Raw genomic sequence first — 25,551 nt, forward strand, 5'->3', positions numbered from 1 at the left:
ACTTCTCTGTTTACTTTTGTATGTTTTTTTCAACTTGTTCTCGAACAGTTTGAATGTAATTCATTTTATGATCCCAACATTCTTGGCTTAAATCGACAGGATACTCTTCGGGATTTAAAGTTCGCATGTATTCTTCCCAAAATAGAGCGAGACTCTGTTCATTATATTGTTGAATATCTAATATACTTGGTAGTTCATATGTTCTTTCACCGTTAACGAAAATGTCTTTATGGAGTTCACGGGCTTCAAAGTTTGTTACGAATTTACTTATATATGTGTGAACTGGATGGAACATTTTTAAGCGCTCTTCTTTTCCAGGTTCTTCAGAATCTAACGCAATATAATCGCCTTCTGCATGATCGTTAACCCGATTGATAATACGATAAATTCGTTTCAGTCCTGGAGTGGTAATTTTTTCAGGATTAGATGAAATTTTAATCGTATCATTTAATTTTCCGGCAGTATCTTCAATCGCAACTAGTTTGTAAACAGCCCCTAATGCAGGTTGCTCAAAGGACGTAATTAATTTTGTCCCAACACCCCATACGTCAATTTTTGCCCCTTGAGATTTAAGGTGCATAATTGTGTATTCATCTAAATCGCTAGAAGCGATAATTTTTGTATTTGTAAACCCTGATTCATCTAGTAGTTTTCGTGCCTTTTTCGATAAATAAGCCATATCACCACTATCAAGACGTATACCATAGAAATCAATACGATCCCCAAATTCTTTTGCAACACGAATTGCATTTGGAACACCAGATTTCAATGTGTCATATGTATCAACGAGAAAGACGCACTTCTTATGAGTTTCAGCGTATTTCTTAAACGCGACGTATTCATCGCGATATGCTTGAACGAAAGAGTGAGCGTGTGTGCCAGCTACAGGGATCCCGAAGCGTTTCCCAGCACGAACGTTGCTTGTAGAGGAGAAACCACCAATAAAGGCAGCGCGTGTCCCCCAAAGGGCGGCATCGAACTCATGGGCACGTCTTGTGCCGAACTCTAAAAGCTCATCATTACTTGCAGCATGTTTCATACGAGCAGCTTTTGTTGCAATTAATGTTTGGTAATTCACAATATTTAAGAGGGCGGTTTCAATAATTTGTGCTTCACCAAGTGGTGCATCAACGCGTAATAAAGGCTCGTTATTAAATACAACTTCACCTTCTTGCATACTACGAATCGTCCCAGTGAATTTCATATTTTGTAAATAATGAAGGAATTCTTCTTCAAATTGTAATTCTGCTAAATAAGCGATATCGCTTTCAGTAAAGCTGAAATTTTCTATGTACTCTACAATTTTCTCAAGGCCAGCAAAAACAGCATAACCGTTCTCGAATGGAAGCTTTCGAAAGTATAAATCAAACACGGAACGGCGATTATGAATACCATCTTTCCAATATGTATAAGCCATGTTGATTTGATATAGGTCTGTATGTAAGGCATAACTATCGTCTTTATAATGAGTCATCGCGAGAACACCTCCATAATTTGGTTATAGTATACCAATTTTTCACCATTCGTAGCAAAGAAGAGATATTGAAGTGAAGTCAAGAGAGAAAAAAATGAAATTATGCATATTTTTTAGAAAATTTATATTTATCAATTTATATTTCTCCAGATTTTATGTATTATTAGAGTAATGGGGTAATGAGAATGGAGGAGGACAATGCAACAAACATTAGAAAAAATAGGCAAACAAGTCTTTTACAAACGGCTTCAGCAAAAAATGACACAAGAAGAATTATGTCAGGGCATTTGTTCTGTCTCATACTTAAGTAAAATCGAAAATGGAAAGATCGAAGCATCAGAAGAAATTCTACAATTGCTCTGCACAAGGTTAGAAATTGCCGTGACGGATTTGAGGGATGTAGAAGAAGATGTGAAGGGGAAGTTGGATGAATGGCTGAATGCACTAGTTCATTTGGACAAGCCACAAGTAGAACGTATATATGAAGAGTTACAAGGTGAAATGAAGCATGTGTTGGATTTTGAAATTATAAATTATTATAAACTGCTGTATACACGTTATTTAATTATGAAAAGGGATTTTCCTGCTGTCGAAAAAGAGTTAGAGAGCTTAAAGAAGATGTACAAAAAGTATTCACCATTCCAAAAATTATTATATACGTATAGCAAAGGGTTATATTATTTTTTACAACATAGATATAAGAAGGCATTGGAGTATTTGACTCGAACAGAAGTAATGGCAAAGGAACAAGGTTATCATGAGAATGGAATATATTTCAATTTGGCTCTTGTTTATAATGAATTAGAAGTTGAACATATGACTTTACATTTTGCTAATGTAGCAATGGAAGGATTTAAGAATGAATATAAATTCCGTTATGTGATAAATTGCCAGTTACTTATTGCGTTGAGTTATATACAAAAAAAGCAATATAATGAAGCACTATCTATTTATAATAATATTTTGAGGGAAGCAAATTCTTTTGCTGATAAAGAAAGTATAACAGCTATTGCTTTAAATAATTTAGGCTTCTTGTACTATAACTTAAAAGATTATTCAAAAGCAAAAGATTATTATTTACAATGCCTAAAGTACAAAAAGGAAGAGGATTTAAATTATATTGATGCAGTGTATGAGATCGCTTTGCAGTGTATTGAATTAAAAGAATTTGAAGAAGCGAAAGATTGGATTAATAAAGGAATAGATGTTGCCAAGAGGGATGAAAAGTATAAAAGTATGCTATATATACTTTCAATGCTTAAGAATAAATACTTTGAAACGAAAGATGTTTATAAAAGATTTTTAGAAGTTGAGGCAATCCCATTTTTTAGAGGCGAAGAAAATAAAAAGGAATTAAAAATGGTGTATTTAGAACTAGCAGGATATCACGAGGAATTACTAGAATTTAAGGAAAGTAATAACTACTATAAATTAGCAATTAATTTATTAGAAGAAAAGGGAGGAAAATAATATGAAAAAAATAATTATTGGTGCTTTGGCTTTGGTAGCTGTATTAGTGGTATTGGAACCGCAATATGCTTGGACATCGGATATTTATGGTCAAGGAGAAAAAGTAGTAGAATTAATAAATTCTTAACAGAAACCCCTTTCCAATCGGAAGGGGGTTTTTCAATATTTGTTCCTCAAAATTCTACAAAACTTGAGAAATAAATTAATTGAATTTTTAGTATATTAATAGTGAAAACATAATGCTAATATGAAACTACTCTTTTTCAAAAAAATTTTATTAGGGGGAAGGTTCATGAAAAAGAAAAGTTTAGCGTTAGTGTTAGCGACAGGAATGGCAGTTACAACGTTTGGAGGGACAGGCTCTGCATTTGCGGATTCTAAAAATGTACTCTCTACGAAGAAGTACAATGAGACAGTACAGTCACCTGAGTTTATTTCTGGTGATTTAACTGGAGCGACTGGTAAGAAAGCAGAATCTGTTGTGTTTGATTACTTAAACGCAGCAAAAGGTGATTACAAGCTAGGGGAAAAGAGTGCGCAAGATTCTTTCAAAGTGAAACAAGTGAAGAAAGATGCTGTAACTGATTCAACAGTAGTACGTATGCAACAAGTTTACGAAGGAGTACCTGTATGGGGTTCTACTCAAGTAGCTCACGTAAGTAAAGACGGTTCTTTAAAAGTATTGTCTGGAACAGTTGCACCTGATTTAGACAAGAAGGAAAAGTTGAAAAATAAAAATAAGATTGAAGGCGCAAAAGCGATTGAAATCGCGCAGCAAGACTTAGGGGTAACACCGAAATATGAGGTAGAACCAAAAGCGGACTTATATGTATATCAAAATGGTGAAGAAACAACATATGCATACGTTGTAAATCTAAACTTCTTAGATCCTAGTCCAGGAAACTACTACTATTTCATTGAAGCAGACAGCGGTAAAGTATTAAATAAATATAATAAATTGGATCATGTAGCAAATGAAGATAAGTCACCAGTTAAGCAAGAGGCTCCTAAACAGGATGCGAAAGCAGTAGTAAAACCTGTAACAGGAACAAATAAAGTAGGAACTGGTAAAGGTGTATTAGGAGATACGAAATCACTTAATACAACATTATCTGGTTCATCTTACTACTTACAAGATAATACGCGCGGAGCAACGATTTTCACATACGATGCGAAAAACCGCTCAACATTACCAGGAACATTATGGGCAGATGCAGATAATGTTTTCAATGCAGCGTATGATGCAGCGGCAGTAGATGCTCATTACTATGCAGGTAGAACATATGATTATTATAAAGCTACATTTAACAGAAACTCTATTAATGATGCAGGAGCACCATTAAAATCAACAGTTCATTACGGAAGTAAGTATAATAATGCATTCTGGAACGGTTCACAAATGGTATACGGGGATGGTGATGGTGTAACATTCACTTCATTATCTGGTGGAATTGACGTAATTGGTCACGAATTAACGCATGCTGTTACGGAAAATAGCTCGGACTTAATTTATCAAAATGAATCAGGGGCGTTAAATGAAGCGATTTCTGATATCTTTGGTACTTTAGTAGAATTCTATGATAACCGTAACCCAGATTGGGAAATTGGTGAAGATATTTACACGCCTGGTAAAGCAGGAGACGCGCTTCGCTCTATGAGTGATCCAGCGAAATATGGTGACCCAGACCACTATTCTAAGCGTTACACAGGTTCAAGTGATAACGGTGGCGTTCATACAAACAGTGGTATTATTAACAAACAAGCTTATTTATTAGCAAATGGTGGTACGCATTCTGGTGTAACTGTAACTGGTATTGGTAAAGATAAATTAGGTGCGATTTACTACCGTGCAAATACACAGTATTTCACGCAATCTACTACATTTAGTCAAGCTCGTGCTGGTGCAGTACAAGCTGCTGCGGATTTATATGGTGCTAGCTCTGCAGAAGTAAATGCAGTGAAGCAATCATTTAGTGCTGTTGGTGTAAATTAAGGATTTAAGGGACAGATATTAATAAAATACTTCAAAAATAAAGAAGGAGCATAGGCTCCTTCTTTATTTTTTTCTCCATTTTTTCCACAAATAAAACAATCCAATAGCGCCTGCGATTGTTACAATCCACTTCGCTTCATTTGTTCCGTTCATAACATGATATGCCGAATATACTTCAATCAATAAGGCCGGTATTTTACCTATTGTACTGGCAATACTGAAGGAGAGTAATGACATTTTCCCTAGAGCTGCAAATAAAGTCACGATACTTGATGGGATGAAAGGTATCAATCGAAACGATAGAACGAGTAGAAAGGCCTCTATACCTTCTACATAAAGAAGACGCTCTACCTTTGGGTACTTATTTACTTTATCGTGAGTGAACTTTTGAAGGCCTATGCGATAAATATAAAACGAGATAATAGCCCCTAAGGCCTCACCTGCGATCGAAATGATTGTGCCATTTGTTACACCGAAGAGCTGTATATTAATGGCGGTTAAAAAGATGCTAGGAATAACACCTAAAAGACTAATGATGATGTTAATTAAGATACTAAGTGGAATTGCGATTGAATAGTATTCTGTTAAGAAATTTTGAATCGTTTCAGCCATTGTTTAAAATCCTTTATCTTTTTTTGCATTACACCATATTTCGTTTGTATAGGCAAGGGTAAATTTACATAATGTAGAAAAACGTTGATAAGAAGGGGTCTTTATACCTTATATGGGTATTAGGTATATAAAAATGGGGGTATTTTAAAATATTTTAAAAAACACTATAAAAACCTTTTTATAAAAGAGTTTTATAGTTATGTCATCAGTGTTTTCATCTGGGAAATAATCATAAAATATAGGGGGTATATATTATAAAAAGTCGAAAAATAGAGGGTTGATGAAATTGCGCGGGTAAATATGGAAAAATAGATGAAAAAAATGAAAACTGATAGATTTTTTCGTTGTGAAATTGACTTTTAGTGAAGTTGCGATAATAATCATGAAAGAGGTGATATGATGAAACGAATAAGTAGTCTTTTCTTGAGTGGTTTATTGGCACTAATGCTGATCTTAAGTGGATGTGCAGGAAAAGAACAAAAAACAGAGAAACAAACAGGGAATCAATCGACATCAGTAGAAAAAATTAATGATAATATTTTAGATGAAATGGAAGGGCCACCTAAAAATGGTCATACGATTGAAAGACATGTAGGCAAATCAGAAGAAGATTTGAAGAATCGCTTGAAGACAGATAAAGTATCAGCAGCAAGTACATACTATGACAAGGAAACAGCAACGAAAGCTGTAAAAGATAGTTTGAAGCAGCATGATAAGGAAATTCAAGACTGGTTAAAAAATTCTAAAGAGGCTCGTCTCGTATTAAATACAACACATTCATTCCCGGTTGGAAAAACGGTAATAAAGAAAAATATGAGTGTAAAAGACAAGTTGGTAAAAACTGTTACTGTTTTAGCAAGAGATAAGTCAGGAGAATTAGGGTTTAAGATTATTACTTCTTATCCATCTGATAAATAAGAAGGGGGAGTACATTATGTATACGACATTACAATACTTTCTTAAATCGTACTGTACGTTAAGTATTCATGAGGATGAAATAGTAAGCGTGATGGAAGAGTTTATTGAACAAGAAGACGAAGAAATTGTTTTGAAATTACGTGATGAATTAATAAATATGAAGAAAAAGAACGCGTGGGAAGAGGCGTGTGTATTAGCTGCGAAGCAAGGCAATCGTATGTGGTCTTTAGAAGAAACGAAAGACCATCTTGAAACTTTTTTACTATTACTGCAAAAGAAAAAGGCGTGATATAATCACGCCTTTTTCTTTATGCTATTCGGTGGATATTAGCTATTCTTTTGGAGCGCTTTTATATACGCTTTTTGAAATTTGTCCATTTGATATTACTTCCCCGTTTTGTGTTACTTTTTTATACGTAACCGCTGTGATTTTATCACTAGTCCTACTAATTACTTGAGAAGAAACTTCAACATTTTTACCAGTATTTGTACCGAAAATGCGTGTAGTAATACTACCTCCATTTGAAAATGCTTGAATATAAATATGATTGCCCGTATTATTTTTAAATTTTAAATCTGGACCATAATCTGCTACTGCTGCATCTTGCCCAAGTGGTAAATAATTTACCGGCATAGAATGATTGCTTCGAGAAACAATGCCTAAATCTGCCCTTAAAGCTGCGCTGTATAATGTACTACTGACTTGGCAAACTCCTCCGCCTGCACTTTGTATTACTTTACCTTGTGAATATACTGCTGCAGATTTGTAACCATGTGCAGCATCAGTTACGCCAACGCGGCCGTTAAAACTAAACGTTTCATCAGGTGCGACAATAACCCCACTTAAAGTATTGGCTGACTTATTTACGTTAAATGATTGATTTCCGTTACGGCCGGCCATTGGAGTAGAATATTCAGCGATGACTTCTTTAATCCCCATTTTCTGTATGTCTTCTGTAGAGCGTTCTGGTTTTATGAATGTGACTGGCAATGTGACATCTGATTTACCGGTAGTAATAGCTTCGTTTGTTAAACCGTTTAGTTTCCCTTTATCAATTTTTTCTCCGTTTTGGCTTTGACTAACATTTACTGTTGAGCCTTCAATACTGAATTCTGCATTAATAGGATTTTTTAATGTTTCATTATATTTATCTTTTATAAAGGTTTCATAAGCTGTTGCATTTAATTGTGGTGTTAATTTATAGTCACGTTTTAATTCACCGTTTTCAGCTTGCTTACGCATTTTGTAACGATTCATTACGTTTCCTTCTTGTTCTTTAAAGATTTTGTCAATAATATCTTTCTCTTTATAATTTATCCCTAAATCTTTCCATGTGTAAGTTTGTTTATCGTTTTGGAATATGTAGGTAAGGGATTTTTGATCTAATTCAGTTACCTTTTGATTAATAATTGCTTGAATATCTTTCTTATTTTTTCCATCGAGAGAAATACCTTCAAATGTAGTATTCGGTAATGCAGTAGTATCTAATTGATTATTTAATTTGGAGACATATTGATATCCCCCAACACCGCCTACACAAAGTAATATGCCCCCAGCAATTGCAGAACCGATCAGTATTTTACTTAGCTTCATTTATTTCCCCCCAGAAATTTATGTATAAATATATGTATTACATTTTTTGTATAAAAATGATGAAAATAACATTATGTACGTACTAGTATACTATTATTTTCACTGTGTGTGTAATGTTTTCATAAAAAATGTTACACCGCTGTAATAATTGTCACTTCTTGTCACAATGTGTATGAAAAATATGTTGAAAAATATAATAAAAAGGCTGTCTAGAGAAATCTAGCAGCCTTTTTATTATAATTTTTTATGCTCATTTTTATTCGTAACACCGAGATGTTCTTGTAGTTTTGTCGAAATATTATTGACGCTTTTTTCATTTGGAACGTAATAATAAATACCGCCTATATATTTATCTGTACCTTCTACTTGCATTTTTTCCATCTTTAAATTTGAATCCATTGAATTTTTTGTAATTGTCATCATATCATCAAAAGTTAAATTGGTTTTTAAGTCTTTATCGACAGCGTCTAGTAGGCCTCCGATTTTATTAATGGAATTAAGAGATAGTGCCTTTTCAGCAATGGCCTCTAATACAAGCTGTTGGCGTTGACCACGCATATAATCACTATCGATATGACGAGTTCTAGCCAGTGCCAGTGCCTCTTCTCCATTTAAATGTTGACGTCCTTTTTTTAGATGAATTGCATCTGCTTCATCTTTACTATTTTGCTCTGTGAACTCAACTGGAACGTCTACAGTAATACCACCAAGGGAATCAACAATTTTAATAAATGATTTAAAGTTGAATTTTACATAGTAGTCAACTGGAACATCTAAAAAGTTCTCTACCGTATCAATTGTGCTGTCTACACCACCGAATACGTGCGCATGTGTGATTTTATCGTATTTATCACGTGATTTAATGTAGACGCGTGAGTCACGTGGAATGCTTACAAGTTTAACGGATTTATCGTTTTTATTAATTGTTGCAAGTAATAACGCATCTGTTCGAGTTGCTTTTCCATAACCTTTTTCCCTAATATCACTTTCATCAACACCCATAATTAGTACAGAAATGTTGTCGGTCATAGGTTTAACAGCTTTTTCACGTTTACTGGACTTATCTCCTCGACCTAGTTCAGCATAAGCATTATTTAAGACGGACTTTGCTTTACTGTATATATGGAAGGAGTAGCCTCCTGCTCCAAGTGCTACAATTAGTAATGGAATAAGAAGGAACCAAAGTAGGCGTTTTTTCTTTGAGCGTCCTTTTCTGGCTCGCGTATTGTTGTTCGGGTCGGATTTCATCATTTTTTCTCCTTTAAAACTATCGAAGTATATACATTTAGAAGTGTATTCAAACACATAAAAAATATTTTACGCTAAATAAAAGCGATTGTACATGTATAAAAAATAGATGTCTTGATTATTTATCCCGCATTAACGGGCAGTAAAACTCCCACCTCAAAGTCCAGCGAACGCAAGGAAGTTAGGTGGGAGTTAACTGCCCGTAAAAGCCCGATTGGTGAAGGCTAATACTCAGAGGGGGATAGCCCCTCTGAGTAAAGTTTCACTTTATAAGACATCTATTCGTTATTGTATACAAAAGATAGGGATAAGAAAATGATAAAATTTTACCTAATTACAACATAATGCTTACGATAATTGCGGATAAAATGCTAACGAGAGTAGCTCCATATAGTAATTTAAGGCCAAACCTCGCAACAACGTTTCCTTGTTCTTCGTTTAGTCCTTTTACCGCACCTGAAATAATACCAATGGAAGAAAAATTGGCAAAAGACACAAGGAAAACAGAAATAATCCCAACTGTACGGGGAGAAAGGCTATTAGAAATTTTACTAAGGTCTATCATTGCGACAAATTCATTCGTTACAAGCTTCGTTGCCATAATGCTGCCAGCTGCGACAATTTCAGAACTTGGTACACCGATAAGGAATGCGATAGGTGCAAATACATAGCCGATTAATTGTTGGAACGTAATACCGAATATAATGAGGAACAGGTCATTAATACAACTAATTAATGCGACAAATCCGATGAGCATAGCGCCGACAACAATGGCTACACGAAAACCATCAAGAATGTATTCTCCAAGCATTTCAAAAAAGCTTTGTTTTTCACCTTTGATTTCTAAAATATCTTCGTCATCTTTAACGTCGTAAGGGTTAATGATGAGTACGATAATAAAACCGCTAAATAAATTGAGAACGAGTGCAGTTACTACATATTTAGGTTCAATCATTGTCATATAGGCACCTACGATAGACATAGATACGGTTGACATAGCAGAGGCACAAAGTGTATAAAGACGGTGTTTTGGAATTTGAGCTAATTGCTTTTTCACTGTAATAAAAACTTCTGATTGACCGACAATGGCAGAGGCAATAGCATTGTAAGATTCTAATTTCCCAAGACCATTTATTTTACTAAGAAAGTACCCGATCCAATGAATAAAAAATGGTAGTATTTTGAAATGTTGTAATATACCAATTAAAACAGAAATAAAGACGATTGGTAATAATACAGTAAGGAAAAATGGCATTTCACCTTTATTTGCAATACCACCAAATACGAAATTTATTCCATCAGCAGCATACTCGAGTAGCTTTGTAAACAGACTGGAAATGACACGAATAAGTATGAGACCGATTTCTGTATTTAATAATAGGTAGGTTAAAATTAACTGTATAATAAGCATGATGAAAATTGGTTTAAACTTAATATGTTTCTTATTGTTGCTAGCAATATAAGCGAGTAAGAAAACAACAATTAGTCCGACGAAAAAAGTAATGAATTTCATGATAAGCCCCCTAAAAGAGATATTCTGCTATATATGTTTTTCATTTCAAGGGAGAATATGCATCTTTGGTAAAGAAAGGAATAGAGAGAGTATGAATATATGTAGAGTGCATCACGTTGCAATTATTTGTTCGAATTATGAGAGGTCAAAGAATTTTTATACTAGAATATTAGGGTTTGAAGAGATAAATGAAGTATATAGAAAGGAACGAGATTCTTATAAATTAGATTTATGTGTAGGAGAAGAGTATCAAATCGAATTATTTTCATTTCCAAATCCGCCTGAGCGCAAAAGTTTTCCAGAAGCAGCCGGTCTTAGACATTTAGCATTTGCTGTTACAAATATAGAAGAAGCTGTGAAGCATTTAAACCAATGTGGTGTTAAGACAGAACCAATCCGTATTGATGAAATAACGGGGAAGAAATTCGTCTTTTTCCAAGACCCTGATGGTTTACCTTTAGAATTGTATGAGGTTTGAAAATTGGTGGATTTTATATAGAGTTGCTTTCCAATAATTGAAGAAACTAAAGTGAAACTTCTTTTTAAAAGGAGGTGTAACTTTAGCTAAGAGAGCTAAAGAGCATATGTGGATATTTTAAAATTATTGATGGTAGTCATTCTTATTGGGTTAACAGCATTTTTTGTGGCTGTTGAATTTGCAATTATTAAGGTACGTAGCAGTCGTATTGATCAACTCGTTAGTGAAAAAAGACGAGGTGCACTGGCAGCTAAAAAGGTAACTTCAAATTTAGACGAGTATTTATCGGCCTGTCAGCTAGGTATTACAATTACTGCTTTAGGGCTCGGGTGGTTAGGGGAACCAACTATTAAACATTTACTCGAGCCGTTGTTTTTAAAATTACAATTCTCACCTGCAATTTCCAGTACAGTTTCATTTATTATTGCCTTTGCAGTAATTACATTTTTACATGTTGTCATTGGGGAACTTGCTCCAAAGACATTTGCTATACAAAAAGCAGAACAAGTTAGCTTATTGTTATCGAAACCACTTATTTATTTTTACCGAGTTATGTACCCGTTTATTTGGGCTTTAAATGGTTCAGCGAGGGTTGTAACTGGTTTATTCGGATTACATCCAGCTTCTGAACATGAAGTAGCTCATTCAGAAGAAGAATTAAGGTTAATCTTATCTGAGAGCTATGAGAGCGGAGAGATTAACCAAAGGGAATTTAAATATGTAAATAATATTTTTGAATTTGATAATAGAGTAGCAAAAGAAATTATGGTACCTCGTACGGAAGTTGTAGGCTTATATGAGGACGAACCATTTGAAACACATATTAAAGTCATCGCACAAGAAAAGTACACGAGATATCCTGTATTTGGTGAAGATAAAGATGAAATTATTGGGATGGTAAATGTAAAAGATTTATTTATTCGTTATATGGATGGTAATCGGGACGAGGAGTGCTCAATTATGCCATATACAAGGCCAGTTATTGAAGTGCTAGAAAATATTCCAATTCATGATTTACTGTTACAAATGCAAAGAAAACACATTCCATTAGCTGTATTATATGATGAATATGGTGGTACAGCAGGGATTGTTACACTAGAAGATATTTTAGAAGAAATTGTTGGAGAAATTCGAGATGAATACGATGAAGATGAGAATCCACCTATAGAGCATGTAAGTGAAGGATATAAAATCGTAGAGGGAAAAGTGCTTATTAGTGAAGTAAATGATTTGCTTGGCATACATTTAATTGCTGATGATGTAGATACAATTGGTGGCTGGATTATGGTACAAAAACAAATCGTTGCTGAAGGAGATGTTATTGAGAAACACGGTTTTTATTTTAAAGTCCTTGAAAAGGATATGCATCAAATTAAACGAGTGGAAATAAGGAAAGTAGAAGAATGATTTTCTATAAACTTTAATAAAAAGGATATACAGAAAAATAAATGTTTGCGCTTTCAAAAAAGGTGCTATATAGTGAAGGTGGATACTGAAAAATTCTTCTGAATGATACTCGTGTTTTTAGAGGGCGGATTTTTTGGATAAGGATTTAGAATGAAAAAGTATAGGTGATAAAAATGATAGCAACGAAGGATATACGTATAGAAAAAGATTTTTTAGGTGAAAAAGAAGTACCAAGTGCAGCTTATTATGGTGTACAAACATTACGTGCCGTAGAAAACTTCCCAATTACAGGATACCGCATTCATCCATCACTCATTACAGCAATGGCAATTGTGAAAAAAGCAGCGGCACTTGCGAATATAGATACTGGTTACTTAGCTAAAGACATTGGACATGAAATTGCAGAAGCAGCGCAAGAAATTGTTGATGGAAAGTTTCATGATCAATTTATCGTGGATCCTATTCAAGGCGGAGCCGGAACTTCTATTAATATGAATACAAATGAAGTAATTGCGAATAGAGCGTTAGAGCGTATGGGATATGAAAAAGGGGAATATGCGAAAATTAGCCCAAACACTCATGTGAACATGGCCCAATCAACGAACGATGCGTTTCCAACAGGGATTCATATTGCAACTCTTATGATGTTAGAAGAGCTTCTTATTACAATGGAAGAACTTCATTCTGCTTTTCGTAAAAAAGCAAAAGAGTTTGATCACGTTATTAAAATGGGACGCACACATTTACAAGATGCAGTTCCAATTCGCCTTGGACAAGAATTTGAAGCGTATAGCCGAGTGCTTGAGCGTGATATAAAAAGAATTAAACAGTCTCGTCAACATTTATATGAAGTGAATATGGGGGCGACAGCTGTTGGTACAGGATTAAATGCAAATCCTACGTATATTGAACAAGTGGTAAAACATTTAAGAACGTTTAGTGGATTCCCACTTGTTGGTGCAGAGCATTTAGTTGATGCAACGCAAAATACAGATGCATACACAGAAGTATCTGCAGCGCTTAAAGTATGTATGATGAACATGTCTAAAATTGCAAACGATCTTCGTATTATGGCGTCTGGTCCACGTGTTGGGTTAGCTGAAATTCAATTGCCAGCACGTCAGCCAGGTTCATCCATTATGCCAGGAAAAGTAAATCCAGTTATGGCAGAAGTAATTAACCAAGTCGCATTCCAAGTAATCGGAAACGATCATACAATTTGCTTAGCATCAGAAGCAGGACAATTAGAGTTAAACGTAATGGAGCCTGTGCTTGTATTTAATTTAATTCAATCTATAAGCATTATGAATAATGGATTCCGTGTATTCCGTGAATATTGTATTGAAGGAATTACAGCAAATGAAGAATTGCTGAAGCAATATGTTGAGAAAAGTGTTGGAATTATTACAGCAGTTAATCCTCATATTGGTTATGAAGCAGCATCTCGTATTGCACGTGAAGCAATTGAAACAGGAAAATCTGTTAGGGAGTTATGTTTAGAACATGGTGTACTGACAGAAGAGGAATTGGATATTATTTTAGATCCATTCGAAATGACTCATCCTGAAATTGCTGGAGCTTCTTTATTAAAAAATAAAAAAATATAATGTGAAAAACACCGATCCATTTGGATCGGTGTTTTATTTTTAAAAGATATTAAACACAGCGTTTAATTGAAGTAAGCTAATAACAGCTAAGAAGATTAAACTGTATTTCATTGCTGTTTTAAATAGAGCAGATTCTTTACCAACTAGTCCAACTGCGGCACAAGCAACTGCTACAGATTGTGGTGAAACCATTTTTGCCATTGTACCACCTACCACGTTTAAGGCAACGAGTGTAGAAGGAACGATGTTTAATTGGTCTGCTGTTACTGCTTGCAGTGGTGCGAATAAAGAACCACTTGAAACTACTGAACCTGTAATGAATACGCCAATCCATCCTAAGATTGGAGAAAGAATTGGGAATGCATTACCAGTAGATGAGAATGCAAGTCCAAGTGTAGATGACATACCAGAGTAGTTCTCTACGTAAGCTAAAGCGATAACGCTACAAATTGTATATACTGGAGCTTTTAATTCTTTCATTGTTTCAATCATTAATTCTTTAACCATTTTACCTTTTACGCGGTAAACGATAAGTGAAACGATAATTGCTAGTACAATCGCAGTAGTTGTAGAAGAAAATACATCAAATTTGAAAACAGCTGCGAAAGGTGTATCAGCTTTTGTAATTGGTGTAGTTTTCATAACAGCATTATGAAGACCAGGGAACTGAATGTTAAATACTAAGTTTGCTAACGCACCATCTGGAGCAAATAAAGCTTTAATTGGTTTTAAATTAAAGATTGTTACAAATGCAGTTAAGAATACGAATGGAGACCAAGCATATAAAATTTGATTGAATGTATGTGATACTTTAGTTTCTTGTTTTTCTTCTTTAGTAGAAGATTTTGGTTGCCAAACACGTAAGAATAATGCAAGAGCAATCATACTTACAACGGCTGCGAAAATATTAGTAAGTTCTGCACCTAAGAAGTAAGTTACAGCGAATTGAGTAATAGCGAAAGAAACACCACTTACAAGAATACCTTGCCAAGTTTCTTTAATACCTTTAACTCCATCGACCATTGAAACAAGTAAGAAAGGTAAGATAATACTAATGAAAGGTAAAATAAGAACAGTTTGACGACCAATAGTTAATGCGTCAAGTTCAGTTAATTGTGCCGGTACTGTAACTGGAATACCCATAGCACCCATAGCACCACCAGCAATATTAGCTACTAAACAAATACCTGCTGCTTTTAATGGATTAAAGCCCATACCCACAAGTAGTGCAGCTGTAATAGCAACTGGAACCCCTAGACCAGCTGCGCCTTCTAAGAAAGCACCGAAAGAATAAGCAATTAATAATACTTGTAAACGTTGATCATTTGTAATGCTTGAAATACTATCGCGAATAATATTGAACTGCTCTGTTTTAACAGTTAATTTGTAAAGGAAAATTGCGGCAATAACGATAGTACAAATTGGATAAAATCCAGATAAAACACCGAATCCAGCAGATGCTACAGCTACTGTTGCTGGCATTTTATAAACAAATATTGCAAGAATAATAGCGACAATCACACTGTAAAGACCAGCGATATAACTTTTCATTTTCAGTCCCATTAAACAAATGATGAAGCAGAAAATTGGAAGTGCTGCGATTAGTGCAGATAACCAAATATTGTTTAATGGATCATAAATTTGTGTCCAAGTACTCATAATAATGACAACTCCTATCTATTATATGTGAAGAAATTCACATTATTTGTGAAACTATTCACAATCAACTTACATGCTTAGTATATTCTCCTTCAACACTATTGTCAACGTAAAAAAGTATAATTATTCCATAATAGTGTTAAAAGAAAAGCTTTGTTCATAAAGTAGACAAAAAAACACACTCAAATGAATTTAAGTGTGCTGTATAAATTATTTGCATATTATTTTGCTTATTCAGATGGCATGTTCCCTATAGGTGTATATTAGATGCCGTCTCTTATCCCGCATTAACGGGCAGTAAGACCCACACCTCAAAATTCAGCGGAAGCAAAGAAGTTAGGTGGGGATCGGGCTGCCAGTAAACGCCCGGTTGGTGAGGGCTGATAATCAGTGGGGATGAACAAAAACCCTACTGATTAAAGTTTGATATATGCACTTATCTGTCCTGTTTGATTTAGTGAGAGAGGAACGGTCAGTGGATTTAATAGGAAGTTTTTCACAACAATTCAACCGCTTGCAATACGAATAAAAAATAAGAAACAAATTTTTAATACCATATCATCTCTTTTTACTGAAAATTCCTTTTAGCGTAACAAAGAGGTTAAGTATAGTTCAACTACATTACGATAGGTTATCAATTATAGACGATATTTTACAATACCGTTACTGTGCATTTCAATGAGGTGAAAATATAACAAAAAGCCTGATAAAACAACGTTTGTAAGCAAAGTATTCGTAGGCCATTATTTTGCTTTTTCGTTATATCATATAGTATAATATTCAAAATCAGCAAGGATTTTTTCCTGAATTTTTGCTGATGAAGATGGAAAAAATTTTCGGCTTTATAGGTTGATAAAGTTATGTCGTAACAGGAAATATAAGAACAGATATATAAATAAATAAAAAGAACATAAAAACGCAAATAAAAACGAAAATGAGGGGAACTTTATGAACCAAAATCAATTCGAATGTCGTATTTCAGAAGAAGATGTACAAATGTTAAGAGCGTTAGCTCACCCACTTCGTCTACGTCTAGTAATGGAACTTATGCAAAGAGGAACATGTAATGTAACACAACTACAGGAAGTATTAGAAATTCCGCAATCAACGGTTTCACAACATTTAACGAAGTTAAAGCAAAATAAAGTAGTGCGCTTTGAAAGACGAGGATTAGAAGTGTATTATCAAATCCATAATGATAAAGTAAGTGCGGTAGTAAAAACATTATTTTCTTAAAATTTGAATATTATGGAAAAAGACGTGTAGAATATACGTCTTTTTTTATTTGTCAGAAAGGTAGCGAGAGAGTAAATATTAGCATGTGAGGTAGAAATGACTATTAATCAATATGCTGCCTTACCGAATATATTCTAAAAGGAAAAGAAAAAATAGAAAGGAGTGTAGTAAGCAAAAGGAGGGATAGTAGTATGGATGTGAAACGTGTGAAACAAATCTTATCTTCTTCAAGTAGAATTGACGTTACATATGAGGGCGTACCAGTATGGATTGAGAGCTGTGATGAGCAGAAGGGGAGTGCTCAAGTGTATGATGTATCTAATCCTGGTGAGAGCGTTCATGTGGACGTGACAGCTTTAGAGGAGAAATAATAAAAAAGACGCTTCTAATTTTAGAAGCGTCTTTTTGTTATTCCATCATATGTGCAATTTTCTTAGAGAACATAAGAAGTACTAAGCCCAGTACAATTACGATAATACCGATGCTTGCGAATACTTCTAAATATCCTAAAGATTGAGTGAAAGCGGCTAATTGTCCTGCTAATAAGTTTGCGAAGCCAGTACCAGCTAACCATACACCCATTAATAATGATGCTAGTTTAACAGGAGCGATTGCACTTACCATAGATAATCCGATTGGTGATAAGAATAACTCACCGATTGTGTGGAACATGTAAGTGAATACAATGAATAGTAAGTTTGCTTTCATTGTAATGTTACCTTCATCGCTACCAGTTTTTAAAACAGCTAAAGTTAGAACTAAATATCCAATCCCTAGTAAAATCATACCTAATGCCATTTTTGTTGGGATTTTCAAATCACCATTTTTTGTTTTTGAAAGCTTAATCCATAACGCAGAAACAGGTAATGCTAGTAAGATAATGAATAGTGGGTTTACAGATTGGAACCAAGGTGTTGGAATTGTAAATCCACCAATTGTACGATCTACGAACTTATCTGTGTAAAGTGTTAAAGAGCTACCAGCTTGTTCAAATCCTGCCCAGAAGAATACAACGAAACAAGTTAAAATTAAAATTGCAACAGTACGTTTTTTCTCTTGTGGTGTTAAAGGTTTTTTCTCAACAGCTTTTGCATTTTGTTCTTTAGATTTTTTACCCACAACTGTTGTTCCAGCTGATCCTAAGTAACGAGGTGCTAATAAGTTAAATGCAATTTGTCCAATAATCATACCGATACAAGCTGTTAAGAAACCGTATCTATAATCTGCGAAGTAACCGCAAATGAATGGAGCGATAAGAGCTCCTAAGTTAATCCCCATGTAGAAGATAGTGAAGGCACTATCACGACGAGAATCGTTGTCACTATATAATTGACCTAATAAAGTCGAAATATTCGGTTTGAAGAATCCGTTACCGATAACTAATAATCCTAATCCTAAAAATAGTCCAGTTTTCGTATTCATTGAAAATAGTACGAAGTTACCAATTGCCATGATGATACCACCAATAGTAATGGCATGTCGCTTCGTAATGAAATGGTCAGTTAACCAACCACCAATAATAGGTGTGAAATATACAAGCATTGTGAAAATACCGTAAATTTGAACTGCAACTGCTTTATCAAATCCTAAACCGCCGCTTACTAAGCTCGTTGTTAAATAAAGAACTAATAAGCCACGCATTCCGTAATAACTAAATCTTTCCCATGCCTCTGTAAAGAACAACAAGTATAACCCTGGTGGATGTTTTTTTGGTGATTGTTGCTCTCCAGCTTTGTCTAATTTTAAAGCTGCATCCATGTTTGTTTCCCCCTAATCCTGTATAACGGATATTTATGTAATCATTTTAATTTACAAAATATTTAGAAGTCAATAGAATTATATGGAAATAGAAAGAAAATTTCTGAAAAAGTTCTATTTTTCTTCGACCGTTACTGTATTTTGCCCTGAAAACAAGATGGTAAGCGTTTTCAAATGTAATAATTGAATTCTAAAAGAAAATAAAATAGTGATTAATCAGAAAATTTAGATTAAAATATTTATTCTGATATAAAGAAAATATATTCTATTTACTTTCTCAATATAACATATTGGGAATAAAAATACAAAACGAAATAATGTGACATTTAAGTGAATTGAAAAATAACCAGCTCCATAGAAGGGAGCTGGTTAAGGAAATATTATTTAACAAAGCGTTTTTCGATGTCATCTAATAGTAGGTTAGCGGCCATTACGCCACCAGCTGTATTCCAAATAACGTCATCAACTTTGTATGCTTTACCATTTTTTACTGCATTTAAATTTTTAAATAGCGGATCATTAATATATTCTTTTTCTAATTCAGATCCTTTTTTCTCATTTCCTTTATCGAATGTGAAGTAGAATAATACGTCACCATCCATTGCAGAAATACGCTCTTTAGATACGTTACGCTCTGCAAAATCATCTTTGTTTTGATCTCCAGGACGTTTAAATCCAAGTTCTTTTAAAATAACACCAGAGAATGTATCACCATGATAAATACGAACATCACCAGGCATGAAACGAACCATAGAGATTTCTTGATTTACTTTATCGCCAAGTTTGCCTTTTAAATCTTTCATACGTGATTCGTAATCAGCTACAACTTTTTGACCTTCTTTTTCTTTATTTAATGCTTTTGCATAAAATTTGAAGTTATCTTTCCATTCACCACGTAATGTTTCTGAGAACACAGTAGGTGCAATTGCTTTTAGTTGTTCGTACACTTTTTCGTGACGCATTTTGTTACCGATAATTAAGTCTGGTTTTAAAGAAGCAATTGTTTCAACGTTAACTTGTCCTTCATCACCAACAACTTTTACATCTTTCATTTTATCCTTAATATGTGGATACCATGGGTCACCAGTCCAAGACTTTACAGCACCAACTGGTTTCACACCTAATTCAAGTAAAGCTTCAGTTCCTTCATTTGTTAAGATAACTACACGTTTTGGATTAGCAGGAACTTCTGTTTTACCCATTGCATGTTCTACAGTAACCACTTCTTTTTTATTATCTTCTTTTGTAGATTCTTCTTTGTTACTTGATTTTCCACAAGCGCTTAAAAGCATTGAAAATGCTAGTAAAAATACAAATACTGTAAACGATTTCTTCCGCATGAAATTCATTATGTACCCCCTACATGTTGAGAATATTTTTCAATAGCAAGCATGATATTAAGCCTTTATCTTTTAATTGTCAATATATATGGGTGAAAATAATTCTCATTTCCGTTGACAATAAGAATTAAGTTGAAATACACTAACAACGTATCATTATACATTGAAGGGGAAACGCTGCATGTTATTAAAAACAAATCGAGCAAAAGGGATTGGATTATTTGTTGGAATCATTGCAGTCGTTATTTGTATTTGGGGAAGTATTATTTTCGGATATACAAATACGAGTTGGAAACTAGCATTGGATGCTTTTTTCCATTTTAACGGTTCCAATGAACATATTATTATTCAAAATGTACGTCTGCCTAGGGCGTTAATTGCAGCTAGTGTTGGTGCTAGTTTAGCCATTGCTGGTTGTCTTATGCAAACTTTAACTAAGAATCCACTTGCTTCTCCAGATTTTATTGGATTAAATTCAGGTGCTGCGTTCTTCATAGTTGTAGCAATTGTAATCTTTTCAGTAACATCATTATCAGCTTTCACATGGATCGCCTTTTTAGGAGCGGCGGTTGCAGCTGTGCTTGTATTTGCTTCTAGTTCTTTAGGAAAAGAAGGGACTACTCCTCTTAAGTTAACGTTAGCAGGGGTCGCAATTAGTGCGTTATTTTCATCATTAACACAAGGATTACTTGTGTTAAATGAAAAAGCACTTGAAGAGGTATTATTTTGGCTTGCTGGATCTGTGCAAGGGCGAAAGTTAGAAATTTTACAATCTGTATTCCCATATTTATTAATAGGATGGATTGCATCTCTTATTATGGCAGGAAAAGTAAATACATTGATGATGGGAGAAGACGTCGCGAAAGGACTTGGACAACGAACAATTTTAATGAAATCATTCGTGTTACTTATTATTGTACTGTTGTCTGGTGGTTCAGTTGCGGTTGCTGGCCCAATTGGATTTATTGGGATTATTACTCCGCATTTTGCTAGATTTCTTGTTGGAGTTGACCACAGATGGAGAGTGCCTTATAGCGGATTGTTAGGTGCAATACTACTAATATTGGCTGATATAGCAGCAAGATATGTCATTATGCCACAAGAAGTACCAGTAGGAGTTATGACAGCATTTATTGGAGCACCGTTCTTTATTTATATTGCACGTAAGAGAGGGCTTAGCAAATGAAGAAATATATTCCGTTTCGTATAGGAAAAGGCGAGCTCTCGTTTTTAATGTATAAACGAGCTTGTCTCGTCTTGTTAAGTTTACTACTTGTTTTAATAGGATTATTCTTTGCGAGCGCAGGTATGGGAGACATGAAAATTGCTCCTTATGACGTATGGCAAGCAATTACCGGAAATGGCGATGCGATGTCAAACATGGTTGTAAATAAGTTTCGTATGCCGCGTATTTTAATTGCTATCCTCGTAGGAATTGCGCTCGCGGTAGCGGGCTGTATTTTACAAGGGCTTGTTCGAAATCCACTTGCTTCTCCTGATATCATCGGGATTACGGGCGGGGCAAGTGTTGCAGTTGTATTATTTTTAGCGCTATTTAGTGATAAAAATAATGCACTAACGGTAAGTATTCATTATATGCCGCTCGCAGCTTTTGCAGGAGCAACGATTGTAGCGGTTTTTGTATACTTATTTGCATGGCAAAATGATGGATTATCACCAATTAGTCTCGTTTTAATTGGTGTTGGATTCTGGGCATTAACGAAGGCTGCGACAACATTATTTATGTTGCTAGCACCAATTTATCAAGCGAGCCAAGCAAATGTATGGATTACGGGTACCGTTTATGGCTCTTCTTGGCAAAATGTTATGGTACTTGCGCCTTGGGTTCTCATTTTAACAGTAATATCATTTATCGCAGCTAGGCATTTAAATGCACAAGAGCTAGGGGATGATATAGCGGTAGGACTTGGGGTTCCTTTAACGAAGTCGCGTGTATTTATGCTATTACTTAGTACAGCTTTAATTGGTGGTGCGGTAGCTTTTGCCGGAGGGATTGGATTTGTCGGTTTAATGGCACCTCATATTTCACGAAGATTGGTTGGTTCTTTATACGGTGCATTACTCCCAGTTGCAGCTATTGTCGGTGCAATTCTAGTACTTGCTGCAGATTTAATAGGGCGTACAATTTTCATGCCACTTGAAATTCCAGCAGGGGTATTTACATCAGCAATTGGTGCACCTTATTTTATTTATTTACTTTATAAAAGTCGGAATTCATAAAGGGAGATGAATATGCAAAAAGCATTGGAGACGAAACGCTTGACGTTGTCTTATGGTGAAACAAGTATTATTGATGAGTTGAATTTAGAAATTCCAAAAGGCGAAATTACAATCTTTATCGGCTCTAACGGTTGCGGGAAATCAACTTTATTACGTTCACTAGCTAGATTATTAAAACCAACAACTGGTGATATTTTGTTAGATAATCAAGCCATTCAAAGTATGCAAACGAAGCAAATCGCTCGTCAAATGGCGATTTTACCGCAAGGACCACAAGCACCAGAAGGACTTACAGTATTACAACTTGTAAAGCAAGGGCGTTATCCATACCAAACATGGCTGAAGCAATGGTCAGAAAAAGACGAGGAAATGGTACAGAAAGCACTTGCAGCGACAGGTATGACAGAATTTGCTGAGCGTGATGTGCATGCTCTTTCAGGTGGGCAACGTCAACGTGCTTGGATCGCAATGACACTTGCACAAGATACAGATATCATTTTACTGGATGAGCCCACTACATACTTAGATATGACTCACCAAATTGAAGTGCTGGATTTATTATTCGAATTAAATGAAACAGAACAAAGAACAATTGTTATGGTATTACATGATCTAAATTTAGCATGCCGCTATGCAGATAACATTGTAGCAATTCAAGATAAACAAATATATGCACAAGGTAAACCTGAAGAAGTGGTAGATGAGAAACTAGTACGTGATGTATTCCGAATGGAGTGTCAAATTAGTACGGATCCGTTGTTTGGAACACCGCTTTGTATCCCGCATGGAAGAGGAAGACGTGTAGTTAAAGAAGTTGCTCAGGCGATAAGATAAAAAAACGATGAGTGATTCATCGTTTTTTTTTATTTGGTACAAGAAAATAAGAGGAAGAGAGGAATTCGTAAGCGACGTTTATACTCTTCTTCATTTTGAAAATAGATTGGATTTGGTGTAGCTTCTTTTAATGATGTAATGGTAAATCCAGCTTGCTGTAATAATGTGAAATACTCTTCCGTTGTACGATGATATTTAATAACTTCTTGGTCAATCCATGGTTCAACCCGTTTGCCTAGTTTAAAATAATCATCGACGAGCCAACTCGTTCTTTTACCACTTGTTTGTAAGCTTTCAAATGAAGAAGTAATAACGGGATGTTGAACGCTAAAGGTAAAGGTGCCATTTGTTTTTAAAGTTTGAAACACATTTTGAAAAATGGTATCAAGATGTTCAATATAATGTAAGGCGAGTCTAGATGTTACTAAATCAAAAGTGGAAGAGGGATAGGTATAATCTTTGAGGTTTAAAAAATGAACAGATCCATTTTTATTTTCTAGTTGATTTTTAGCTTTTTCATACATAAGTTCGGAGCCTTCAATGCCAGTGTAAGAGTAGCATCCCTTTTCTAATAATTCCGCACCAAACTTAGCGTCACCACAGCCTAAATCGAGAATTTGTTTTCCTTGCACATGACCAATGAGCTGAAAGAATACTGGTTTTTCAATGGATTCATTTGGGCTATTTTCTCGGTATCTTCGTTTCATATATTGTTCGAAAAATGCTGTGTTATTGTATACATCAGATTCTGTAAATGCCATGTTTGAACCTCCCAAAATATTTTTTTAATTCTATCAAATATGAAAAGTAAATGATAGATTTATTATAATGAATCATATATAATCTAAAATTGTAAGCGGTTACTTTAAACTATTTTTCTATAATAAATTCTGAAAACGTGTTAAGCTAGTAGAGGGATTATTAGAACTATTAAGACAATAATCCGCTTACATGAACGATGGGAGGCTTCACGATGTCTAGTAAAACACTTGCAAAATTTTTAGAAGAAAATTTAGAGGATTTAAAATCAAAGGGGCTTTATAACGTAATTGATCCGCTTGAGAGTTCAAATGGACCAATCATTACAATTGGCGGAAAAGAATATATTAACTTATCTTCAAACAACTATCTTGGATTAGCAACAGATAGCCGTTTGCAAGAAGCAGCAATTGGTGCAATTCATAAGTACGGTGTTGGGGCAGGAGCTGTTCGTACAATTAACGGTACTTTAGATTTGCATATTAAATTAGAAGAGACAATTGCAAAGTTTAAACATACAGAAGCGGCAATTGCTTACCAATCAGGATTTAACTGTAATATGGCAGCGATTTCAGCTGTTATGGATAAAAATGATGCAATTCTTTCAGACGAATTAAACCATGCTTCTATTATTGATGGTAGTCGTCTATCAAAGGCAAAAATTATTGTTTATAAACATTCTGATATGGAAGATTTACGCCAAAAAGCAATCGCGGCGAAAGAATCGGGTCTTTACAATAAATTAATGGTAATTACAGATGGTGTCTTCTCAATGGATGGAGATGTTGCAAAACTACCAGAAATTGTTGAGATTGCAGAAGAATTAGATTTAATGACATATGTAGACGATGCACACGGTTCAGGTGTACTTGGAAAAGGTGCAGGAACTGTAAAGCACTTCGGTCTATCTGATAAAGTTGATTTCCAAATTGGTACATTATCAAAAGCAATTGGGGTAATTGGTGGATATGTAGCAGGGAAACAAAACTTAATTGACTGGTTAAAAGTTCGTTCACGTCCATTCTTATTCTCTACAGCATTAACACCAGCTGATGCAGCAGCTTGCATGAGATCAATTGAAATCTTAATGGAAAGCACAGAGTTACATGATCGTTTATGGGAAAATGGCCGCTACTTAAAACAAGGATTAAAAGAACTTGGCTTTAACATTGGGGAAAGTGAAACGCCAATTACACCTTGTATTATTGGGGACGAAGTGTTAACACAAGAATTTAGTAAGCGTCTAAATGAAGAAGGTGTATACGCAAAATCTATTGTGTTCCCAACTGTAGCAAAAGGAAAAGGTCGTGTTCGTAATATGCCTACAGCAGCTCATACGAAAGAAATGTTAGATGAAGCAATTCGTAAGTATGAAAAAGTAGGAAAAGAAATGGGCATCATTTAAGTAAG

The 25,551-nt window shown here is 34.8% G+C and carries 23 protein-coding genes; 14 read left to right on the forward strand and 9 right to left on the reverse strand.

Going from position 1 to position 25,551, the window contains the following annotated elements:
* Positions 1 to 10: 10 nt before the first annotated feature.
* Entirely contained in the window at positions 11 to 1,474 is a 1,464-nt protein-coding gene (locus DOS87_RS03145; protein WP_000150190.1) for a nicotinate phosphoribosyltransferase, read from the reverse strand.
* A 198-nt stretch (positions 1,475 to 1,672) separates the two neighbouring features.
* On the opposite strand from DOS87_RS03145, the gene DOS87_RS03150 reads away from it, so the two are divergent.
* The 3 genes from DOS87_RS03150 to DOS87_RS03160 all read left to right on the forward strand — a co-directional run bounded on the left by DOS87_RS03150 (position 1,673) and on the right by DOS87_RS03160 (position 4,937).
* Complete coding sequence (locus tag DOS87_RS03150) at positions 1,673 to 2,944, forward strand: helix-turn-helix domain-containing protein (protein ID WP_001187951.1); 1,272 nt, start codon at positions 1,673 to 1,675, stop codon at positions 2,942 to 2,944.
* 1 nt (position 2,945) lies between these two features.
* Positions 2,946 to 3,071, forward strand: a complete 126-nt coding sequence (locus DOS87_RS03155) for an NprX family peptide pheromone (RefSeq protein ID WP_000720172.1) — start codon at positions 2,946 to 2,948, stop codon at positions 3,069 to 3,071.
* 165 nt (positions 3,072 to 3,236) lie between these two features.
* A complete protein-coding gene (locus tag DOS87_RS03160) occupies positions 3,237 to 4,937 on the forward strand; it encodes a M4 family metallopeptidase (RefSeq protein WP_000730377.1) in 1,701 nt (566 codons plus the stop codon).
* A 63-nt stretch (positions 4,938 to 5,000) separates the two neighbouring features.
* Here the strand turns inward: DOS87_RS03160 and DOS87_RS03165 are convergent, their stop codons facing one another.
* Entirely contained in the window at positions 5,001 to 5,549 is a 549-nt protein-coding gene (locus tag DOS87_RS03165; protein WP_000852229.1) for a TVP38/TMEM64 family protein, read from the reverse strand.
* A gap of 399 nt (positions 5,550 to 5,948) precedes the next feature.
* On the opposite strand from DOS87_RS03165, the gene DOS87_RS03170 reads away from it, so the two are divergent.
* Both DOS87_RS03170 and DOS87_RS03175 read left to right on the forward strand, forming a co-directional pair.
* Positions 5,949 to 6,467: an RNase A-like domain-containing lipoprotein gene (locus tag DOS87_RS03170; RefSeq protein WP_139788877.1), complete on the forward strand. Its 519-nt coding sequence runs from the start codon at positions 5,949 to 5,951 to the stop codon at positions 6,465 to 6,467.
* A gap of 16 nt (positions 6,468 to 6,483) precedes the next feature.
* Entirely contained in the window at positions 6,484 to 6,756 is a 273-nt protein-coding gene (locus tag DOS87_RS03175) for a hypothetical protein (protein WP_000288803.1), read from the forward strand.
* A 42-nt stretch (positions 6,757 to 6,798) separates the two neighbouring features.
* Here DOS87_RS03175 and DOS87_RS03180 read toward each other — a convergent pair whose 3' ends face one another.
* The 3 genes from DOS87_RS03180 to DOS87_RS03190 all read right to left on the reverse strand — a co-directional run bounded on the left by DOS87_RS03180 (position 6,799) and on the right by DOS87_RS03190 (position 10,822).
* Positions 6,799 to 8,061, reverse strand: coding sequence for a VanW family protein (locus DOS87_RS03180; protein ID WP_000777351.1), 1,263 nt, complete (start codon positions 8,059 to 8,061; stop codon positions 6,799 to 6,801).
* 234 nt (positions 8,062 to 8,295) lie between these two features.
* Positions 8,296 to 9,312, reverse strand: a complete 1,017-nt coding sequence (locus DOS87_RS03185; RefSeq protein ID WP_002083775.1) for an LCP family protein — start codon at positions 9,310 to 9,312, stop codon at positions 8,296 to 8,298.
* Positions 9,313 to 9,643: 331 nt separating this feature from the next.
* Positions 9,644 to 10,822, reverse strand: a complete 1,179-nt coding sequence (locus tag DOS87_RS03190) for a NupC/NupG family nucleoside CNT transporter (protein WP_208730203.1) — start codon at positions 10,820 to 10,822, stop codon at positions 9,644 to 9,646.
* A 91-nt stretch (positions 10,823 to 10,913) separates the two neighbouring features.
* Here DOS87_RS03190 and DOS87_RS03195 point away from each other — a divergent pair, with 91 nt between their 5' ends.
* The 3 genes from DOS87_RS03195 (at position 10,914) to aspA (ending at position 14,314) form a co-directional block, all read left to right on the forward strand.
* On the forward strand, positions 10,914 to 11,300 hold the full coding sequence (locus DOS87_RS03195) for an SMU1112c/YaeR family gloxylase I-like metalloprotein (protein WP_098505644.1): 387 nt from the start codon (positions 10,914 to 10,916) through the stop codon (positions 11,298 to 11,300).
* A gap of 108 nt (positions 11,301 to 11,408) precedes the next feature.
* The gene (locus DOS87_RS03200; protein WP_000353320.1) at positions 11,409 to 12,707 is read left to right on the forward strand and encodes a hemolysin family protein; all 1,299 of its coding nucleotides are present in this window, start codon (positions 11,409 to 11,411) and stop codon (positions 12,705 to 12,707) included.
* 173 nt (positions 12,708 to 12,880) lie between these two features.
* Positions 12,881 to 14,314 (forward strand): aspartate ammonia-lyase, encoded by a 1,434-nt coding sequence (gene aspA, locus DOS87_RS03205; protein ID WP_000562136.1) that lies wholly within the window; start codon positions 12,881 to 12,883, stop codon positions 14,312 to 14,314.
* 39 nt (positions 14,315 to 14,353) lie between these two features.
* On the opposite strand, the gene DOS87_RS03210 is transcribed toward aspA, so the two are convergent.
* A complete protein-coding gene (locus tag DOS87_RS03210) occupies positions 14,354 to 15,973 on the reverse strand; it encodes an L-lactate permease (RefSeq protein ID WP_000109120.1) in 1,620 nt (539 codons plus the stop codon).
* 948 nt (positions 15,974 to 16,921) lie between these two features.
* Here DOS87_RS03210 and DOS87_RS03215 point away from each other — a divergent pair.
* A complete protein-coding gene (locus DOS87_RS03215; protein ID WP_001075219.1) occupies positions 16,922 to 17,209 on the forward strand; it encodes an ArsR/SmtB family transcription factor in 288 nt (95 codons plus the stop codon).
* A 191-nt stretch (positions 17,210 to 17,400) separates the two neighbouring features.
* Complete coding sequence (locus DOS87_RS03220) at positions 17,401 to 17,580, forward strand: acid-soluble spore protein H (RefSeq protein WP_000382679.1); 180 nt, start codon at positions 17,401 to 17,403, stop codon at positions 17,578 to 17,580.
* 37 nt (positions 17,581 to 17,617) lie between these two features.
* On the opposite strand, the gene DOS87_RS03225 is transcribed toward DOS87_RS03220, so the two are convergent.
* Positions 17,618 to 18,967 carry a peptide MFS transporter gene (locus DOS87_RS03225; RefSeq protein WP_000338303.1) on the reverse strand — a complete coding sequence of 450 codons (1,350 nt, stop codon included), beginning with the start codon at positions 18,965 to 18,967 and terminating at the stop codon, positions 17,618 to 17,620.
* Positions 18,968 to 19,347: 380 nt separating this feature from the next.
* Positions 19,348 to 20,316 (reverse strand): ABC transporter substrate-binding protein, encoded by a 969-nt coding sequence (locus DOS87_RS03230; RefSeq protein WP_001010281.1) that lies wholly within the window; start codon positions 20,314 to 20,316, stop codon positions 19,348 to 19,350.
* 172 nt (positions 20,317 to 20,488) lie between these two features.
* Between DOS87_RS03230 and DOS87_RS03235 the strand changes: the two genes are divergently transcribed.
* The 3 genes from DOS87_RS03235 to DOS87_RS03245 are packed head-to-tail and all read left to right on the forward strand — an operon-like array spanning position 20,489 to position 23,382.
* Complete coding sequence (locus tag DOS87_RS03235) at positions 20,489 to 21,493, forward strand: FecCD family ABC transporter permease (protein WP_000925213.1); 1,005 nt, start codon at positions 20,489 to 20,491, stop codon at positions 21,491 to 21,493.
* Positions 21,490 to 22,548, forward strand: coding sequence for a FecCD family ABC transporter permease (locus DOS87_RS03240; protein ID WP_098577999.1), 1,059 nt, complete (start codon positions 21,490 to 21,492; stop codon positions 22,546 to 22,548). The genes DOS87_RS03235 and DOS87_RS03240 overlap by 4 nt, the downstream gene beginning before the upstream one ends.
* Before the next feature lie 12 nt (positions 22,549 to 22,560).
* A complete protein-coding gene (locus DOS87_RS03245; protein ID WP_001167972.1) occupies positions 22,561 to 23,382 on the forward strand; it encodes an ABC transporter ATP-binding protein in 822 nt (273 codons plus the stop codon).
* A 29-nt stretch (positions 23,383 to 23,411) separates the two neighbouring features.
* On the opposite strand, the gene DOS87_RS03250 is transcribed toward DOS87_RS03245, so the two are convergent.
* Complete coding sequence (locus tag DOS87_RS03250; RefSeq protein ID WP_000885973.1) at positions 23,412 to 24,143, reverse strand: class I SAM-dependent DNA methyltransferase; 732 nt, start codon at positions 24,141 to 24,143, stop codon at positions 23,412 to 23,414.
* 212 nt (positions 24,144 to 24,355) lie between these two features.
* Between DOS87_RS03250 and DOS87_RS03255 the strand changes: the two genes are divergently transcribed.
* Positions 24,356 to 25,546, forward strand: coding sequence for a glycine C-acetyltransferase (locus tag DOS87_RS03255; protein WP_000095903.1), 1,191 nt, complete (start codon positions 24,356 to 24,358; stop codon positions 25,544 to 25,546).
* Positions 25,547 to 25,551 lie beyond the last annotated feature (5 nt).

This window comes from Bacillus sp. CR71 (genome assembly GCF_003429245.1).
GTDB lineage: Bacteria > Bacillota > Bacilli > Bacillales > Bacillaceae_G > Bacillus_A > Bacillus_A thuringiensis_S.

What these genes read in the sequence shown, in the direction of transcription:
- DOS87_RS03240 (WP_098577999.1), top strand. Translation starts at nt 21,490, where the DNA reads ATGAAGAAATATATTCCGTTTCGTATAGGAAAAGGCGAGCTCTCGTTT.
- DOS87_RS03185 (WP_002083775.1), bottom strand. Translation starts at nt 9,312, where the DNA reads ATGATGAAATCCGACCCGAACAACAATACGCGAGCCAGAAAAGGACGC.
- DOS87_RS03180 (WP_000777351.1), bottom strand. Translation starts at nt 8,061, where the DNA reads ATGAAGCTAAGTAAAATACTGATCGGTTCTGCAATTGCTGGGGGCATA.
- DOS87_RS03170 (WP_139788877.1), top strand. Translation starts at nt 5,949, where the DNA reads ATGAAACGAATAAGTAGTCTTTTCTTGAGTGGTTTATTGGCACTAATG.
- DOS87_RS03235 (WP_000925213.1), top strand. Translation starts at nt 20,489, where the DNA reads ATGTTATTAAAAACAAATCGAGCAAAAGGGATTGGATTATTTGTTGGA.
- DOS87_RS03250 (WP_000885973.1), bottom strand. Translation starts at nt 24,143, where the DNA reads ATGGCATTTACAGAATCTGATGTATACAATAACACAGCATTTTTCGAA.
- DOS87_RS03220 (WP_000382679.1), top strand. Translation starts at nt 17,401, where the DNA reads ATGGATGTGAAACGTGTGAAACAAATCTTATCTTCTTCAAGTAGAATT.
- aspA (WP_000562136.1), top strand. Translation starts at nt 12,881, where the DNA reads ATGATAGCAACGAAGGATATACGTATAGAAAAAGATTTTTTAGGTGAA.
- DOS87_RS03195 (WP_098505644.1), top strand. Translation starts at nt 10,914, where the DNA reads ATGAATATATGTAGAGTGCATCACGTTGCAATTATTTGTTCGAATTAT.
- DOS87_RS03145 (WP_000150190.1), bottom strand. Translation starts at nt 1,474, where the DNA reads ATGACTCATTATAAAGACGATAGTTATGCCTTACATACAGACCTATAT.
- DOS87_RS03175 (WP_000288803.1), top strand. Translation starts at nt 6,484, where the DNA reads ATGTATACGACATTACAATACTTTCTTAAATCGTACTGTACGTTAAGT.
- DOS87_RS03165 (WP_000852229.1), bottom strand. Translation starts at nt 5,549, where the DNA reads ATGGCTGAAACGATTCAAAATTTCTTAACAGAATACTATTCAATCGCA.
- DOS87_RS03255 (WP_000095903.1), top strand. Translation starts at nt 24,356, where the DNA reads ATGTCTAGTAAAACACTTGCAAAATTTTTAGAAGAAAATTTAGAGGAT.
- DOS87_RS03155 (WP_000720172.1), top strand. Translation starts at nt 2,946, where the DNA reads ATGAAAAAAATAATTATTGGTGCTTTGGCTTTGGTAGCTGTATTAGTG.
- DOS87_RS03215 (WP_001075219.1), top strand. Translation starts at nt 16,922, where the DNA reads ATGAACCAAAATCAATTCGAATGTCGTATTTCAGAAGAAGATGTACAA.
- DOS87_RS03245 (WP_001167972.1), top strand. Translation starts at nt 22,561, where the DNA reads ATGCAAAAAGCATTGGAGACGAAACGCTTGACGTTGTCTTATGGTGAA.
- DOS87_RS03150 (WP_001187951.1), top strand. Translation starts at nt 1,673, where the DNA reads ATGCAACAAACATTAGAAAAAATAGGCAAACAAGTCTTTTACAAACGG.
- DOS87_RS03160 (WP_000730377.1), top strand. Translation starts at nt 3,237, where the DNA reads ATGAAAAAGAAAAGTTTAGCGTTAGTGTTAGCGACAGGAATGGCAGTT.
- DOS87_RS03230 (WP_001010281.1), bottom strand. Translation starts at nt 20,316, where the DNA reads ATGAATTTCATGCGGAAGAAATCGTTTACAGTATTTGTATTTTTACTA.
- DOS87_RS03190 (WP_208730203.1), bottom strand. Translation starts at nt 10,822, where the DNA reads ATGAAATTCATTACTTTTTTCGTCGGACTAATTGTTGTTTTCTTACTC.
- DOS87_RS03210 (WP_000109120.1), bottom strand. Translation starts at nt 15,973, where the DNA reads ATGAGTACTTGGACACAAATTTATGATCCATTAAACAATATTTGGTTA.
- DOS87_RS03225 (WP_000338303.1), bottom strand. Translation starts at nt 18,967, where the DNA reads ATGGATGCAGCTTTAAAATTAGACAAAGCTGGAGAGCAACAATCACCA.